The organism is Actinomadura rupiterrae (genome assembly GCF_024172125.1).
Taxonomy (GTDB): Bacteria; Actinomycetota; Actinomycetes; order Streptosporangiales; family Streptosporangiaceae; genus Spirillospora; species Spirillospora rupiterrae.
Map to the genome: position 1 here is coordinate 275,381 of NZ_JAMZEA010000005.1, position 16,200 is coordinate 291,580.

Annotated in this window: 12 protein-coding genes; 2 read left to right on the top strand and 10 right to left on the bottom strand. The window is 69.9% G+C overall.

The features are described 5' to 3' along the window. Nucleotides 1–114: 114 nt before the first annotated feature. Both FHU30_RS18125 and FHU30_RS18130 read right to left on the bottom strand, forming a co-directional pair. Nucleotides 115–348, bottom strand: coding sequence for a hypothetical protein (locus tag FHU30_RS18125; RefSeq protein ID WP_253877187.1), 234 nt, complete (start codon nucleotides 346–348; stop codon nucleotides 115–117). A gap of 935 nt (nucleotides 349–1,283) precedes the next feature. Continuing rightward, nucleotides 1,284–2,564 (bottom strand): DUF2252 domain-containing protein, encoded by a 1,281-nt coding sequence (locus FHU30_RS18130; RefSeq protein WP_253877189.1) that lies wholly within the window; start codon nucleotides 2,562–2,564, stop codon nucleotides 1,284–1,286. A gap of 811 nt (nucleotides 2,565–3,375) precedes the next feature. On the opposite strand from FHU30_RS18130, the gene FHU30_RS18135 reads away from it, so the two are divergent. Beyond that, nucleotides 3,376–4,053 carry a GNAT family N-acetyltransferase gene (locus FHU30_RS18135; protein ID WP_253877191.1) on the top strand — a complete coding sequence of 226 codons (678 nt, stop codon included), beginning with the start codon at nucleotides 3,376–3,378 and terminating at the stop codon, nucleotides 4,051–4,053. A gap of 133 nt (nucleotides 4,054–4,186) precedes the next feature. Here the strand turns inward: FHU30_RS18135 and FHU30_RS18140 are convergent, their stop codons facing one another. Genes FHU30_RS18140 through FHU30_RS18150 form a run of 3 tightly spaced genes read right to left on the bottom strand, consistent with a single transcriptional unit; the run spans nucleotide 4,187 to nucleotide 6,262 of the window. Continuing rightward, nucleotides 4,187–4,951, bottom strand: coding sequence for a phytanoyl-CoA dioxygenase family protein (locus tag FHU30_RS18140; protein ID WP_253877193.1), 765 nt, complete (start codon nucleotides 4,949–4,951; stop codon nucleotides 4,187–4,189). A gap of 46 nt (nucleotides 4,952–4,997) precedes the next feature. Beyond that, nucleotides 4,998–5,555, bottom strand: coding sequence for a prepilin peptidase (locus tag FHU30_RS18145; protein ID WP_253877195.1), 558 nt, complete (start codon nucleotides 5,553–5,555; stop codon nucleotides 4,998–5,000). Between the two features lie 11 nt (nucleotides 5,556–5,566). Further along, nucleotides 5,567–6,262 carry an SseB family protein gene (locus tag FHU30_RS18150; RefSeq protein ID WP_253877197.1) on the bottom strand — a complete coding sequence of 232 codons (696 nt, stop codon included), beginning with the start codon at nucleotides 6,260–6,262 and terminating at the stop codon, nucleotides 5,567–5,569. Nucleotides 6,263–6,468: 206 nt separating this feature from the next. On the opposite strand from FHU30_RS18150, the gene FHU30_RS47115 reads away from it, so the two are divergent. Further along, on the top strand, nucleotides 6,469–7,437 hold the full coding sequence (locus FHU30_RS47115; protein ID WP_253877199.1) for an STM3941 family protein: 969 nt from the start codon (nucleotides 6,469–6,471) through the stop codon (nucleotides 7,435–7,437). Between the two features lie 932 nt (nucleotides 7,438–8,369). Here the strand turns inward: FHU30_RS47115 and FHU30_RS18160 are convergent. The 5 genes from FHU30_RS18160 to FHU30_RS18180 all read right to left on the bottom strand — a co-directional run bounded on the left by FHU30_RS18160 (nucleotide 8,370) and on the right by FHU30_RS18180 (nucleotide 15,916). Continuing rightward, nucleotides 8,370–10,319, bottom strand: coding sequence for a glycoside hydrolase family 31 protein (locus FHU30_RS18160; protein ID WP_253877201.1), 1,950 nt, complete (start codon nucleotides 10,317–10,319; stop codon nucleotides 8,370–8,372). A 1,043-nt stretch (nucleotides 10,320–11,362) separates the two neighbouring features. Further along, nucleotides 11,363–11,917 carry a dihydrofolate reductase family protein gene (locus FHU30_RS18165; RefSeq protein ID WP_253877203.1) on the bottom strand — a complete coding sequence of 185 codons (555 nt, stop codon included), beginning with the start codon at nucleotides 11,915–11,917 and terminating at the stop codon, nucleotides 11,363–11,365. Between the two features lie 583 nt (nucleotides 11,918–12,500). Further along, nucleotides 12,501–13,667, bottom strand: a complete 1,167-nt coding sequence (locus FHU30_RS18170) for a pyridoxal phosphate-dependent aminotransferase (RefSeq protein ID WP_253877205.1) — start codon at nucleotides 13,665–13,667, stop codon at nucleotides 12,501–12,503. A 231-nt stretch (nucleotides 13,668–13,898) separates the two neighbouring features. Beyond that, on the bottom strand, nucleotides 13,899–14,945 hold the full coding sequence (locus FHU30_RS18175) for an alpha/beta fold hydrolase (RefSeq protein WP_253877207.1): 1,047 nt from the start codon (nucleotides 14,943–14,945) through the stop codon (nucleotides 13,899–13,901). Beyond that, a complete protein-coding gene (locus FHU30_RS18180; protein WP_253877209.1) occupies nucleotides 14,942–15,916 on the bottom strand; it encodes a hypothetical protein in 975 nt (324 codons plus the stop codon). The genes FHU30_RS18175 and FHU30_RS18180 overlap by 4 nt, the downstream gene beginning before the upstream one ends. Between the last annotated feature and the right edge of the window lie 284 nt (nucleotides 15,917–16,200).

Here is a 16,200-nt window from a genome sequence, read left to right on the forward strand (position 1 = left end):
CGATCCTGGCATTACATCTGTCCTTTGCTGGACGCTCTCCCCGATCAACGCGCCCAAGGGCCTGTCGCAAATGACTTACGACAGGCCCGAGCCTCAGTTCATGTCATTCGGTAATCAGCTGCACGCCTTTCCCCATGCCTTGACGAGCGCCTCCGGCACCTTGCCGCAGAGATCGCCGCCCGTGTCACCCTCGTACTCCCAGTCGGTGGCGCCTCGCTCCCAAACATGCGGCCCGTCCTGCGCCGTGATGGGCTTGCCCTTGAGGCTGACGTCGCCCACCGCGTAGTACTTGTCGCCGACCTTGCCGTAGAAGACGTGGACCGGGCCCACGACCTGGCCCCGAGTCACACCTTTATAGTTGTCGGACATCCTGGCGAAGTACGCGTCGCCGAGTTGTTGCCGCACGGCCGCCGTCAGGGCAAGTTTGACGGACCCCTTCCCGCCGCCACTGCCACTCGCCGGCTTTCCGGTCCCACTCGGCTGAGTTCCCGGGGACGAACCCTGACCCGCAGACGAGTTCGGCGAGCCGGTCGAGCTTGACGGAGCGCCGGACGACTTCCCGGCATCATCGGACTTCGATCCGCAGGCCGTAAGACCGGCCGTCAAGCAGATCGTGGCGGCAAGGAACGCCGCCTTTCGAGGGTTGATGTTCACGACCCATGAGATGCCGCGGCGATTCGATGAGTTGATCACGTTTGAGAATCCGTTTATAACGACCTTGTCGCAAGGATCTCAGCGACGGCGGACCCTCGCTTCACCGGACCCTGTGCAGGTCAAGCACATGCCTGGACCGGGCCGGGCTGCCCGGTCTCAGCGGGATCAACGTCCGGTCGCCGCCGTCATGAGGCGTCAACCGCGTCCACGGGCCGTCGACCTCGGACGCGCCGACCATCTCGTCCAGTGGCACCATCGCCCAGCCAGCAGAGCAGAGCAGCGCGGCGCTCCGCTCAGCCCACCACGGTCCCGGCAGCCCTCCGCGGCCTCCGCAGTCCACCCCGGCCCTGCGGCCCATTGCGCCCCTCAGCCGACCGCCTCGGCCTGCCTCACCTGGGACGTCCCGAGCGGAGCGCCGGGCATGTCGGCCAGCGCCCGAGCCCTCTCCGCACTGAACCGGCCGATCCTGCGCCGACGCGAGCGCGAACCGACAAGACGGTGCCTCGACGGGCCGTCCGAAAGCATGGCGGCGGAGCATCGCAAACCGTCCATCGCGCGAGGCCCGGGCCCTCCGGCATTGGCCGAGGGCCCGGGAAGCGCGGCGAGGCCGACGCAGAGCCGGAAACGGCTCAGGACTGCCAGAGCATGGCGAAGGGGCCCTGGCGGGAGCGGAAGGCGTCGACGAAGGCGTCCTCGTCCGGGCCGATCACCGCCGTCACGGCCTCCTCGACCTGGAAGTCGACCAGGGTGTGGTCGGAGTCGCGGTCGGAAACACAGTGGATCTTCGCGGTGGCGCGGCCGAGGTGCTCCAGGACGGGGATCATCTCGTCCGGCTCGGTGAGCGCGGCCCAGTCGAGGTCGGCCTCGTACGGGGACAGTTCCTGGACGACGTAGCCGGTGCCGTCCAGTTCGGTGTAGCCGAGCCACGGGTCGGTGGCGGCCTGGAGGGCGCGGCGCGAGACCGCCGTGCGGTGTCCGTGGTGCTCGAAGTACTCGCGGATGTGCGGATCGTCCACGACGCGCGAGGGAGCGGCGATGTTCCCCTGCTTCATCGACAAGATCACGTCATTTTCCAGCGCCTGCGTGTGGCCCTCGACCAGGATCGTGTAGGCCGAGAGGCCGGCCGATCCGATGCCGAAACCGGACGATCCGACGACGTCCTTGACGCTGTAGGTGAGGCTGCCGAAACGGCGCTCGTGCGGGATGGTGTCCAGGTAGCTCGCGTACGCCTTCTCGACGCTCGCGCGCTCGGCGTCGTCCAGCCGCCGGACGCCGGGACCGTCCGCGAACCGCCGCTCGTGCCGTTCGACCAGCGTCATCGAGTCCAGCAGCGCGACGCGCGTGGAGCCGAGCGCGTCGATCAGCACATCGCGGACGTAGCCGTCTGCGGTGTCCAGAGTGATCGCGAATTTTTCGTCGCCCTCGCACTCGGCGAAATGCCGGACCTGGTCCACGTACGCGCGCACGTACGTCTCGATCAGCCGCCGGATGGACGCGTCGGAGATCGCCTTCCCCCACGCCAGCAGCGCGAGGCTCGCCACGAACCGCTTCACGTCCCAGGTGAAATGTCCGAGGTAGGCCTCATCGAAGTCGTTCACGTCGAAGATGAACACGCCGTCGGCGCTCATGTAGGTGCCGAAGTTCTGCGCGTGCAGGTCGCCCTGGATCCACACGCGGGACGTCCGCTCGTCCGCCCAGGGGTCGTCGTCGCGCACGACGTCGGCGTAGAACAGCGGCGCGCTGCCCCGGTAGAACGCGAACGGGTCGGCGGCCATGCGGCGGAACCGGCGCCGGAACTCCGCGGGGCTGCGGCGCATCAGATCGCGGTACGCCTCTGCCAGGACATCCACGATCCGCTCCTGACGCTCCCCGGGCGTCAGGTCGCGCAGAACCTCGGTGATGCTCGCCATCCGGCACTCCTCCATGCGGACTCCGTCCCGCTTCCCATCGCGGGACAACGCGCCCATTCTGCCGGTCCGAAGACCCTCGAAAGCCCCTGAACACCGACCATCTCGCACTTACCGAACGAACAGCCCCCACATCTGGACGGGTAAGACGCCGCCCTGGCCGATCACCCCGGACTCCCGCCGTCCGGTGAGCCTTCGGCCGCCCACGCGGAGGCGCCACCAAGCCCCGTCCTGCCGCCTAGATCAGCTGGTTCAGGCCGAGCCGCAGCCTTCCCTCGGCCCTGATCGGCGCCGCGTCCCCTGACCGCCGAGCGTCGGAAATCAATGGGCTTCGTATTCGCCGACCCCGCCCCGGCTCGCCAGCGCAATCCCATCCACGCTCGCGCGGCCCCGTCCACACTCGCGCCAGCCGTCCACACTCGCGCGGCCCCGTCCACACTCGCGCCAGCCGTCCACACTCGCGCGGCCCCGTCCACACTCGCGCCAGCCGTCCACACTCGCGCGGCCCGTCCACACTCGCGCGCACCCGTGCACACTCGCGCGATTGTCCACGCTCGTGCGCCGTGGACGCTCGCGCGCCCATGCACACTCGCGCGGCCCCGTCCACACTTGCGCGATCCCGTGCACGCTTGCGCGGCCGGTGCACGCTTGCGCGATTCTGTCCACGCGGTCCGGGTCGCCGTTCCGGTCACTGGCGCGCTTGCGCGAAGGTGTTCGGCCCTTGCACGTTTGTGCGGGAGTGTTCGGTTCCCTTGTGCGCTTGTGCGGAAGTATTCGGGTGCGCGTTCGGAAGTCGCCCCTTACGGTTGCGTCCGTGCCGCCGAACGCCAGAACCGCCTCCGCCTACCCGCCGCTGAACCTTGAGGTGCACACACCCCGATTGTCCCTGCTCGGGGCAACGGACGACCTGCTGGAGCAGCTCGTTCCCGTGGTCCGGGAAGGCGTGGTCAAGGAACCGCCGTGGCCGTTCGACGACCCGATCTCCCACTACAAGGACGGCCCGGAACGCGAATGGGCCTGGCTTCGCGCCATCTGGGCCGGCCGGGGCCGCGTTACCGAAGGCTTCTGGCGCCTCTACTTCGTGGTGTTCCTGTACGGCCGGCCGGTCGGCGTTCAGGACCTGATCGGCACCAACTTCTCCAAGTTCGGGACGGTCGACACGTTCTCCTGGCTCAGCGCGGAATCGCGCGGACAGGGCGTCGGCAAAGAGATGCGGCAGGCCATCCTGCATCTGGCCTTCGAAGGACTCGGTGCCCGGCAGGCCGACAGCGCCGCATTCGTCGACAACATCGCCTCGAACCGCGTCTCGCAAGCCCTTGGCTACGAACCGAACGGCATGGATTGGGACACCCGCCGAGGCGACCCCGCCGAACTCCGCCGCTGGCGCCTCACCCGCGACCAGTGGCGCAGAACCCGCCGCGATGTCATCACCTTGAAAGGCGTCGCCGCCTGCCTACCCGTTCTGGGAATCCCGACTCCCCGAGCCCGATAAACGGTAACCACTCCACTGGCGAACGAGCATTGGGCACCGTTCAGGGGCAGGCCAGGGCCGTTCGGGGGCTGGCGAGGGGTCGGTCAGAGGCCGGTTCGGGCCTCGGGCTAGGGCCTGTTGGACAGGCCTCGGGCTAGGGCCTGTTGGAGAGGCCTCGGGCTATGGCTCGTTCTACCGGAGACGGGCCGTCCACGGTCAGCGGAACGGCGGGTTCGATGCCTGGTTGGGCCATGAACCTCACTGTGGTTCCGCGGTGCGGCTGGGCTGCGTGGACCAGAAAGGGTTGGCATATGTAGACGTCGCCTGCGCGGCCTGTGGCCAGGGCTACTTCTCGGTACTCAGTCGCGGCAGCGGCCTTTTGTGAGATTTGCATGAAGGAGAGTCCGTCTTCCCCTGCGGGTTCGAGGAGAGGCGGGACGTCCAGGTGGGAGCCGACGCGGATTCGGGTGGGCGCGTCGTCTTCGCCCACGTCCGAGAAGAGGAAAAGGACGAGCAGGGCGCGGCCGCGCGAGGTGAGGTTCACGCGGTAATTCGTGAAGTCGTTCGGGTCCGGGCCGCCGGGGAAGCTGGACTCGATATGCCAGCCGTCGTCGCCCGGATCTCCCGGGACGGGGAATCGGACGGCGACGCTGCCGCCGACCGTCTCCCTGGGGACCCACCGGCCTTCGCCCACAAGGGCGTCGTAGGCCTCGTGCAAGCGCGCGCTTTGGGCGGCCTCGCGGAACGGCTTCTGGCCCCCGTCGACCAGGCGGATGACCGGGCGCGTCCAGGTCGTCCGGTCGTCGGGGTCGCAGCCGGACGCCTGCCAGAGCAGCGCGCGGGCTTCGTCGGCGACATCGCGCGGGAACGCTTCGGGCAGGTGAACGAACCCTGTGCGGATGAAGTTCTCGGTGTCCATCGGTCGGCAGACTGCCCGACGGTCCGCCGGGGCGTCCAGCGAATATTCAGGCGTGGAGGAGGACCGCGAGGAGCGTTCCGGCCAGCATGAACGGGCCGTAGGGCACCTGGTCCTTGCGTCCTGCTCGACCGGACACGAGCAGTCCCAAGGCGAACAAACCGCCGAGTACGAACATGCCGAACAGGCCGGTGACCCAGCCGGTGCGGCCGAGCCAACCCAGGTAGAGGCCGAGGACGAGCGTGAGCTTCACATCGCCGATACCGATCGCGTTCGGAACGATGAACCATTGAACAGCGAACACCAGGAAGAGCAGGCCCGCGCCTGCCAGCATCCCCGTCCAGCGGGACGGGTCGGCGATCAGCAGCAGCGCGGCCGCGATCGGGACGGACGGCAGGGTCAGCGGGTCGGGTAGGCGCTTCAGCGCGACGTCCACAGCACCGAGCAGCACGCAGAGGACGCCCAGGAAGACGAACGCCGGGAGCGAGGCTCCCCAGCCGACGCGGACTCCGAGCGCCAGGGCCAGGACCGCGCAGCCCGGGAGAGTCCACCTGTTCCGCAGCGGTTCGGTCCAGTCGGCTCGGACCGACCACACGGGGGCGCTCATGGGGCCGCAGCCTAGCGGCGGAAAACGCTCAGCTCGACGCCGCCGACGATGCGTCCGCGCAGGACCTCGGCGAGCCGGTCGGACACGCGCTGGACCGTGACACGTTCATCGTGGCCGGGCGCGACCGCAAAACGAACAGAGAGGTCCGTATGCTCACCTTCGAACACCCGAACACCCTGGACGCTCGGTTCCGAACCGAACGCCGCATCGATCGCGGCGAGGACGTCCGGGTCCTCGTGCGGGGGCGGGACGGGCCGGCCCTCGGCGAGCAGGTGCAGGCGCAGGCCGTCCACCGCGAACGGGACGGGGCCCGCGACGTCCACGACCAGGGCGTGCGCGCTGTCGTCGAGCGCGGCGGCGGCCGCCTGCCGGGCCGTGACCGCGACGGGCCGGGCGTCCGGCCGCCACGCCGCCATGGCCTCCATCGAGGTGAACCCGAGGACGCCGCGCCGCCCGTCCTCGCCGAGCAGCGTGGGCAGGGCCATGTCGCTGGACTTCTCCCGGCGCGGCTCGCCCGGCGCGACGTCCTCCTCCTCGGTCAGGACGGCCACGATCGGGACGATCAGGCGCTTGCCGGCGAGCTCCTCCAGCACCACGTGCCCGCCGACCCGACCCGCCGCGTAGGAGGCGAGCGCGTCCCGCAGCCGCGGGTCGGCGCTCCCGTCGTCGTCGGGGAACTGGGGTTCGGGAATGGTCAGGTCCGGCACGGCACGAAGGTTACCGGGCGCGGCGGCGACGTTGGGACATGAGCCCGGCACGTCCCGTGATGGGCGTCATGTATTGCTCGCCGCCTTTCGCCGGATGTGATGTAATCCGCAGGTTTCCGGCTTTCGCCGCCTCCCCCGCCGACCTGTCCCGGGCCCGGTGCGCGCCCGTCCGTGGACGGTCTCCGCCCTCGTCCAGGGAGATCCAGGTGTCCGACCAGGCCTCCGAAGTGCGATCCCGCTGGCTCATGCTCGCCCCGTTCATCCGCCGCGAGCTGCTGATGACCGGCCGCACCGTCGAGCCCGAGGCACAGTGGATCGCGGTCAACTACGCCCGCCTCGAACTCGGCCGCGTGCGGGGCCGGGTACGCCTGGCCCTGTTGATCTACATCCTCGTCCTCGGCACCGGGCTCGGCCTCCTCCAGGCCTTCGGCGCGATCGGCGCCCCGGCCGTGGCGGTGATCGCCGCCGTGGTCAGCCTGCCGTTCGTGCTCGCCCTGCTCGCCTGGGCCCGCGGACGAGTGATCGTGTTCAACCGCATCATCACCCTGAACGATTCTGTTCCAAGCGACACGTCCGCCTGGAACCGCACATCGTCCACCGCCGGCCCGGCCGACACCTCTGGCGCCGCCGTGCCGGAGCCGGGCCGAACCGGCTCCGTCCCCGGTCAGCCGCTGGAAGTCCGGATCAACATGCGCAGCCTGACCGTCCGCTTCGGCGGCATCGCGCTGGTGCTCGCCCTGGCCGCCGTGGCGATGGCGATGATCGGACGGAACACGACCCCGGTCGTCGTCTGCGGCGCGGGCTCCCTGATCGTGTTCGGTTTGCTCGCTTGGGTGCTCATTCGCGCTCGAAAGCACAACCCGATGGTGACTCTCTCAGAAGAGGGCGTCCGCATCGCGGGATGGAACACGACCGTCCCCTGGAGCAGGGTGACCGGCATCCGCGTCATCACCCTGAACGAACGGCGCGGCGGCGCCCACGTGCTGGCCCTGGCCGTGGACGCCCCGGAAACCCTCATCGCGACCCTCACCGGGCCCTACGCGCGAGCGGCCGAACGGTCCCTGTCCGCCTACGCCACTCCCCTCTCCTTCGCCGACCGCCACACCGACACCACAGCCCACACGGTCGCCACCGCCGCCGCCTCCTGGACCGGCCACCCCATCCGCACCACCTGACCCGTCCTGACCCGTCCCCCTCCCGCCCCGCTCGATCCCCCGTCTGCCGCCCTGGTCCGCCCGCAACCTCCCGCCCTCACTCTTTGCCACCCAGGCGGCGAGTGGGGCTTCGCGTCGTTCGCCAGTCGTCTGCGGGCTAGCCCGCAGACGACGTCCGAGAGTCGAAGGTCGGAGCGGGCAGGAGGTCCGACAACTGAAGGCCGGGGCAGCGAGAACGGCTGAAGGCTGAAGCAGCGAAACGTCCGGCAGTCGAAGGCTGAAGCAGCGCGAAGCTCGACAACCGATGACCGAAACGGCACAAACGTCCGACAACCGAAGACCGAAACAGCGCGCGCGTCCAAATGCCGACGACCGAAGCGGTGCGGCCTCTCGACGGCCGACGGCTCAAGCGGCACAGACGCCCGATGCCGGCGGCCGAAGCGGCGCCGGCGTCCAGTAACCGAAGGCAGAAGCGGCGCAGGCCTCCGATGATCGACGGCTCAAACCACGCGGACGTCCAGAAGCCGACCGAAACGGCGCGCGCGTCCAGATCCCGACGATCGAAGCGGTGCGGAGCTCCGACGGCCGACGGCTCAAGCGGCACGGACGCCCGATACCAACGGCCGAAGCGGCGCGGGCGTCCAGTAACCGAAGGGCGAAGCGGCGCAGGCCTCCGGTGATCGACGGCTCAAACGACGCGAACGTCCAGAAGCCGACCGGAGTGGAGCGGACGTCCAAATGCTGACGGCCGAAGCGTCGTGGGCCTCCGACGACCGACCGCTCAAGCGGCACGGACGCCGAAGGCCGGGGCGGCGACGGCGTCCGGCGGCCGAGGGCTGGAGCGGCGAGAGCGTCCGATAGCGAAGGTGGAGCGGGGCGTCCGGCAGCCGAAGGCTGGGCTGCGCGAGCGACGCCCCCGGCCCGTTTTACGAACGGGCCGGGGGCGCGCGGGGTTACTTGAGGATCTTGAGGAGGCGGGCGGTGTCGGGGGTGCCCATTCGGACGAAGAGGGGCACGGTGTTGAGGTCGGCGGCGTAACCGTGCAGGTCACCGCCCTTGATGACGCGGTGGCGGACGACGTCGTACCAGCGGCCCGGCGGGAGGTGGACGTCCCGCGCCGTCCCGGCGGCGAGGACGGGGGCGGCGAGCAGCGCGTCGCCGAGGAGCCATTCGTCCGCGACGGTGTAGGACGCGGCATCGTCCGGGTGCTGGAAGAACAGCGGCTTCATGATCGGCTCGCCCGTCCGGACGGCGCGGGCCGCCTGGACGCGGATGTACGGGGCGAGCGCGGCGTGCAGCCGGGTCGCGGCGGCGTAGTCGCGGGCGACCTCGGGCGGGTAGGTGACCCACTTCTTGTTCACGAAGTCGTACACCTTGAGCGGTGAGGTCGAGGAGTACTCGATCGGCATGACGGCGGCGGCCTGCGCCCACCGGACGAGGACATCGCTCGCGGGCGGCGGCATGCTGTCCGAACCGCCGATCATGTCCGTCGCGACGAACGGGTAGCCGATGACCGAGACGGCGAGGTTCTGCTTGACGGCGGCGTTGAGCGAGGCCCAGTCGGTGCCCTTGTCCACGGTGCGGGTGACGAAGCCGTACTTCTGCGCGCCCGTCCAGTGGACGCGGATGCCCGCGCCCTGGAGGTCGAACTGCTGCGCCAGCTCGGCGCCGAGCTTCCGGTATCCGGCGGCGTCGAGCCCGTTGGACGCGGCGCAGCGCTCGTCGAAGAAGCGGGTGTCGAACTTGAAGCCGTCCACGCCGTAGTCGGCCTGGAGCTTCTTCAGCTGCCCCTCGTACCACTTGTAGGCGTCGGGGTTGCCGAGGTCGATCAGCCCGGCCTTGCCGTTCCACCAGGTCACGGTGCACGGCTGGGACGGGTCCTGCTTGGACTTGAGGAGGTAGCCCTTGTCCTTGGCGACCTGGTAGTTGTCGGCGTCCAGGTTGATCCACTGGGTGATCCAGACGCCGAACTTGTACCCCATGGCATGGATCTGGTCGGACATGCCCTTGGGGTCGGGGAACTTGGTGTTCCAGGTGTAATCGCCGTAATGCGTCATCCAGCCGTCGTCCAGCTGCATGGTGTGCCCGAGGACGCCCGCGTCGTGCAGCGAACGCGCGTACTCAAGGAAGCCCTTCTGGTCGACCGTCGAGTAGAACTGCGCCCACGAGTTCCAGAGCGGCTTCTCGAACTGGTCGGGCGTCGCGCCGATCTTCTGCGGCTTGCCCGCGATGCCGATGTAGTCCTGGTACACCGCGCGCGGGTCGCGCTCGACGAACACGGTCGCGTCCAGGGCGGAGGTGTCGGTGACCTCGAAGTCCGCGACCCCCGGGTGGACGCGCCCCAGCGACACGTGCATGAGGTTGCCGGTCTTCATGTAGAGCCCGGCGGACGTCGCGGTGAACCAGAACGGCTCGATCATCAGGTAGGACGCCGGGCCGAACGCGGTGTCGTTGACCTGCTCCTTGCCGGTCGCGGCGTCCAGCGGCCAAGGCTGCCGCGTGTCGGGCTCGCCCTCGGCGTCGCTCTTGGCCTCGCCGTGCCCGTACCAGTGCTTTCCGGACGCCATGTCCAGGTGCATCGCGGCGGCGGTCGCCGTGGTGCCGGTGACCGCCGTCCGCACCTGGTACCGGTCGGCGGACGGCGTGATCTTCACGTTCAGCGTCGCCGCCGCGTCGGACGTCGCGACGTCCAGGCTCAGCGTGCCGTGCGACCAGCGGGCCTTCCTGACCTGCGTCGGCGTGATGCGCGTCCCGTCCGGCCGGGTGACGTCGAACGCGCCGCCCGCCGCGGTCGCGAGGACGGTCTTCCCGGCGCGGCGCGTGGTGATCGAGAACGGGCTGCGCCCGATGTCGATCCGGTACCCGCGGGTTTCGACCGTGACCGTTCGACCATCCTGCTTCACGGATGCTCGAACGGTACCGATGTTGTTCGGATGAGCGTTCTCGGCCTGGGCGGACGGCGTCGCGACAACGGTCAGCGACGCGACGAGCGCGCCTGCGGCGAGCGCGGCGGTACTTCTTCCACGGCGGACTGGACGGCTGCGTCGATGGACACGCGGCACGGGCACCTCACAGGAATGCTCGATAGTGAGCGTTTCTCAAGCATCCCGAGCGTAAATGCGCACCCACCGAAGATCAATACTCACCACACCCCCAACCCCCACGCTCCGCATCCTCCTCAACGCAACAAGCGAAGCATCCCCCTCCGTACTCGGAGGACCGCGTCCCCCCCCTGGGCACGCTGAGCGATGTGTCATCCCTCGACGGACCGAGGCACAGGTGACACCTCAGCGCGCCGAGGCGCGCGAGCCCTCATCGCGACGACGGACGCGTACCCCACAGCGCACCGAGGGGCCCGTGAGCCCCCTTCGCAGCAATGGACGCGTACCCCTCTCGCCGGGTCGAGAGGCGTGTGTTCCTTCAGCATGTCGAAGACGTGCGCCCCTCAGCGCGACGAGGGACGCATGCCCCCAGCCCGCCGAGGGACGCGCACCCCAGCAGCGGACCGATGGACGCGCGACCCGTCAGCGCACCGGAGGACGCGCGCCGTCAGCGCACCGGACGACGCGCGGCCCGTCAGCGCACCGGACGACGCGCGGCCCGTCAGCGCACCGGAGGACGCGCGCCGTCAGCGCACCGGACGACGCGCGGCCCGTCAGCGCACCGGACGACGCGCGGCCCGTCAGCGCACCGGACGACGCGCGGCCCGTCAGCGCACCGGACGACGCGCGGCCCGTCAGCGCACCGGACGACGCGCGGCCCGTCAGCGCACCGGACGACGCGCGGCCCGTCAGCGCACCGGACGACGCGCGGCCCGTCAGCGCGCCGAGGGGAGAGTAAACCTCAGCGTGTCGAGGGACGCGTGAACCCTCAGTGTGTCGAGGGACGTGTGGCCCTCAGCATTGCGGGAGAGACGTCGTCCCTCCGCGTGCCGAGGAGGGCGTCATCAGGACGGCTTCGCGTATCGGGCCAGGACGGCGGCGCCTACCTGCTCGGCGGACAGGCACTCCAGGTATGCGGGCGGACCGTCCGCCGGGAAAAGGCGATCGCCGGTGCCGAGAACCGTGGGAAAGGTCAGCAGCCGGTACTCGTCGATCAGGTCCGCGGCCATCAGCGCTCGCACAACACTGAGGCTCCCGGTGATGATCACGTCGCGCTGTTCGCGCTGGACGGCTTCGACCAGATCACCCTCCATGACCTGCGAATTCGGCCACGCCGACACGTCGGTCAGGGTTCGCGAGGCGACCAGCTTCCGCGCGGCGTTCATCCGGGCGGAGAACGGGTCATCGCGCTTTGGCCACAGCTGCGAGAACAGCTCCCAGGTCGTCCGGCCCAGGAGCATCACGCCCTCGTCCAGGGTGGCCCCGAGCTTGAACTTGTCCCCGGCGACCGTCTCGGGTCCGTGCCGGAAAGCCCAGCCCCCGGTCGCCGTCCCACCCGACCCGTCCGGATCGGACACGACCCCGTCCACGGTGATGAACTGAATGACAATGACGCTCACGCTGTGCTCCTCTGATCGATGCTCGCCCGTACATGCCGCCGACATCAGTCCGACCCATCGCGCACCACTGAACTCATCGCAAACCCGGGCCCCAAGCCCGCATTCTCGACCCCGCAGCCAAGCCCTGAGAGTCCGTCGGCGCGCAAAGTCCCAAATGCCCACCAGCGCCGCCAAGCCCTGACAGTCGGTCCGAGCGCAAAGCCCCCTAATGCCGCAGGCGCCTCGCCGGGCGGCGTGGGCGACGTGTTCTGGTTGTCGGGACGTCCTGGCTGGTCGGGTGGGCTGAGGTACTCGTCCCCGGCTGATGAGGGCGCGGCCTCCCCCGCGGACGAAGGCGTCGCGCCTGGCGGACGCCCGGCGAGGGCGGCGAGGGCATGCGGGGAGGGGCGGATGGCGTGGTTGGGCCGCAGCGGCGATGGGACGGTCGATGTGCGTTTGTTCGCGTCCCGAGTGGATGCTCGGGTGGTCGCGTGGTGTTCGGAAATGGCCGGTGATGCTCAGAGCTGTCGGAATGGGCGGTGACGCTCAGGAGTGCTCGAAGGTGTTCGGTTGGTCGTTTGCGCTCAGGGTGGCTTGAGTTTGGTCAGGGGGCCAGGCGGCGGAGGCGGGTTACGGCTTCGTCGATGACGTCCTCGCGTTTGCAGAAGGCGAAGCGGACGAAGTGGGCGCCGGCCTCGGCGTGGTCGTAGAAGACCTGGGTCGGGATGGCGACGACGCCGGCGCGTTCGGGGAGGGCGCGGGCCAGTTCGAGGCCGTCCGCGAAGCCCAGGGGACGGATGTCGGCCTGGACGAAGTAGGTGCCCTGCGGGCGCAGGGTCTCGAAGCCCGCCGCGTCCAGCCCGCTGATCAGGCGGTCGCGCTTGGCCTGGAGGGATTTGCGCAGGTTCTCCACCCAGGCGGACTCCTCGCGCAGCGCGTACGCGGTCGCACGCTGGTACGGAGCGCTGGCGGTGAACGTGACGAACTGCGCGACCGTCCGGACGGCGTTCACGAAGGGCGCGGGCGCGCACACCCAGCCGGTCTTCCATCCCGTCACCGAGAACGTCTTGCCCGTGGACGAGATCACGACCGTCCGCTCGCGCATGCCGTCCAGGGTGGCGAGGCTGATGTGCTCGACGTCGTCGAAGGTCAGGTACTCGTAGACCTCGTCGGTGATCGCGACGAGGTCGTGCTCCCGGCAGACGGCCGCGATCTGCTCCAGTTCGGCGCGGGTGAACACCGTCCCGGTCGGGTTGTGCGGGGAGTTCACCATGATCAGCTTGGTCCGGGAGGTGACGGCGGCGCGCAGCTCGTCCGGGTCGAAGGTGAACCGGCCGTGCTCGGGACGCAGCGTCACCGTCCGCCGGACGGCCCCGGCCATCGCGATCATCGCGGCGTAGGAGTCGTAGTACGGTTCGAAGACGATCACCTCGTCGCCGGGCTCGGCGAGGCCGAGCAGCGCGGCGGCGATCCCCTCGGTCGCGCCGACCGTCACGAACACCTCGGTCGCCGGGTCGTACTCCAGTCCGTAAAGGGCACGTCGCTGCTCCGCGACGGCGTCCCGCAGCTCGGGAACACCCGGGCCCGGCGGGTACTGGTTGTCCCCCGCGAGGATGGCGTCGGCGGCGCGGCGGAGCATTTCGGTGGGGCCCGACTCGTCCGGGAAACCCTGTCCGAGGTTGATCGCGCCGGTCCGTACCGCCAGTGCCGACATCTCCGCGAAGATCGTCTCGCCGAACTCGCGCATCCGGCGGACCAGTGGCTCACTCACCCCGGCACTCTAACCGTCCGCCCGTCCTCGTCTCCTCCCGGCAACGCCACTGGCGCGATCTCCGGCGGACGCATGGCGCACGCTCGGCGTGGTGCCGCGCTCGGCATCGAAACCGCTGGGCGCGGCGGCTCGGAGGGGTTACGGCCGCCGCGCTCCGCAGGTCGCATTTACGACGCAAGCGGACGATCAGGGCATGGAGGCGCCTTCAGGAGGTTGGGCTCCTGGCGGTGATCAGCGGGATGCCAGGGCGCTTATGGCGGTGGCGACCGGAACGGGGTCGGAGATGAAGGTCATGTGCGCGGCGCGCGGGATGAGGGTCGGGGACGGAGCGCCGATGCGGGCCGCGGTTTCGGCCGGCGTGGATTTGCTGAAGACGAAGTCGTCCGCGCCGAAGACAACGGACTTCGGCATGGGCAGCGTCCGCACCTGCTCTAGGCGTTTGGTCGGAATGCCCACGACGCCGTTGCGCAGCATCTGCCAGGCGGCTTTCTCCGCGCCCGGGACCATGAAGGGACGCCGCCATTGGTCGACGCCTTGTTTGTCCAGGCGCGGACAGCGGGGCCCGCACGCGCGCGCGTAGGCGGTGCGGACGAGCCAGTCGGAACGCAGGGCAACGCGTAGGAAGGCCGTCCGGTACGGGTCGATGAGCAGGTAGGAGACAGGACTCTTCTGGCCCGCGCCGGTGAGGAGGGCGTCCCCGTCGAGGAGCATGAGCCCGCCGATCGCGGACGGACGGCGGAGGGCCGCCTCGGCGACGACCGCCGCGCCGCTGGAATGGCCGACGATGACGGGTTTCGCGAGGTGCATCGCGGCGATGAACGCGTTCACCTGATCGGCCATGTGGGCGGCGTTGTAGGGCGATTTGTGCTCGCTGTAGCCGTAGCCGGTGAGGTCGAGCGCGTAGACGTGGTGGGTGCGTCCGAGGACGTCGGCGGTGGGCGTCCAGGCGTCGGCCGACTCGAACGCGCCGTGCACGAGGACCACCGGGCTGCCGCCGCTCCCCCACTCGCGGTAGCGCGTCCGGACGTCCCCGGCCTGCACAAACGACAGTCCTGCGGGGACGGCGGCTCGCTTCGAGGTTGTGACGACGACGATCATGGACGCGGCCGTCACCAACCCCCAGAGGGTCACCAGGACCAGGAGGGTCCGCCGCGTCCAGCGCCTCAGCCGCGCCGACGCCGGGACGCGCGCGACCGCATCGGCGTCCGGACCGGGCCGATTAGCGGCGGTTTGGTCGGGGGCCTGCGTGGCCGGTTCGTTGGGGAGTTGATCGGTCACCCACCCACGGTACGGCTCTTGAACTCCCAGACGGTCGTCAGCGGGATGCACAGGCCGGGCTGGACGACCTCGACCCGCAGGACGCCGGTCTCGGCGTCGTAGTCGAGGCCCTCGGTCTCGAAGTTGTGCTGGGCGTCCGGTTTGCAGGCGCTGACCAGCGGCATTGGGCCGAGGGCGGTGACGCGTCCGGGGACGTCGCGGCCGTCCGGGGCGTGAGCGAGGTCGACCTGGAGGAGCGGGCGGACGACGCCGTCCACGGCACCGGTCGCGTCGTCCGAGGAGCAGACGAGGCGGGTCGCGGTGGTGAAGACGCAGCCCTGCACGTTCCGGACGGGCTTGTCGAGGACGACGCGTCCGGTGAGCGGAAGGTCCTTCGAGGGGTCGGCGGCGCTCGTGTTGACCACGGGCATCGGGGTGATGAGCAGGCGGTTCTCGGTCTCCCACTCGCCGGAGACGAGCCACTGGCCGTCCCGGCTGACGGCCGCGAAGGAGTTGTTCATCGCCTCGCCGGGGACGAGCCGGTGCGTGAAATCGGACGACCGGAACCCGTGCGCCGTGTCGTACACACGGAACATCTTGGACGTCGGGGCCGCTGCGCCCGACTGGTACGGCTCGACGACGTAGCCGTGCGAGAAGTCGGGGTCTCCCACGTGGTTCCAGCCCTTGAGCTGGGCGTCCGGGGCGACGACGTTCCCCGTGTACCAGAGGTGCGAGCCGCCGAGCGCGCGGACGGTCGCGAGCCCCTGGTTCTGGAACAGGCTGCTGACCAGGTAGGACCCCGTCGCCTGCCAAGGACCGACCGCGGGGAGGGCTGTGGCCGCTTTCGGCTTGGACGCGCCTGTTTCGGACTTCGTCGCGGCGGTTTCCGGCTTGGCCGCAGTCGGCGTCGCGGCCTCGACTGAGGTCGGAGCGAGCGCGGCGGCCACGGACAGGGTGCCGGTGGCGGCCAGGAGAGCTGTGCGGCGCGGCATGTGGTGTCGTCCTCCCGGAACGGAAACCGCGCCAGCGTACCGGTGATCTTCATCCCGCCCGGACACATCCAAAGAACTTGGCATGAACCGGACGACACCCAACGGCAACGCCCCCTGACCCACCGCGAACCGGAGAACACCCAACGCCGACGCGGACCTGGCTCAACGCGAACCGGAGCAGCACGGGCCCCGAAGTCGCCGCGCAGGACGCGCGGGACTGCGCCCGAAGACATCGCGGATCATCGCAGGCTCAGGCGGGCGGACCCCGAGGGCGCAGCACGAAG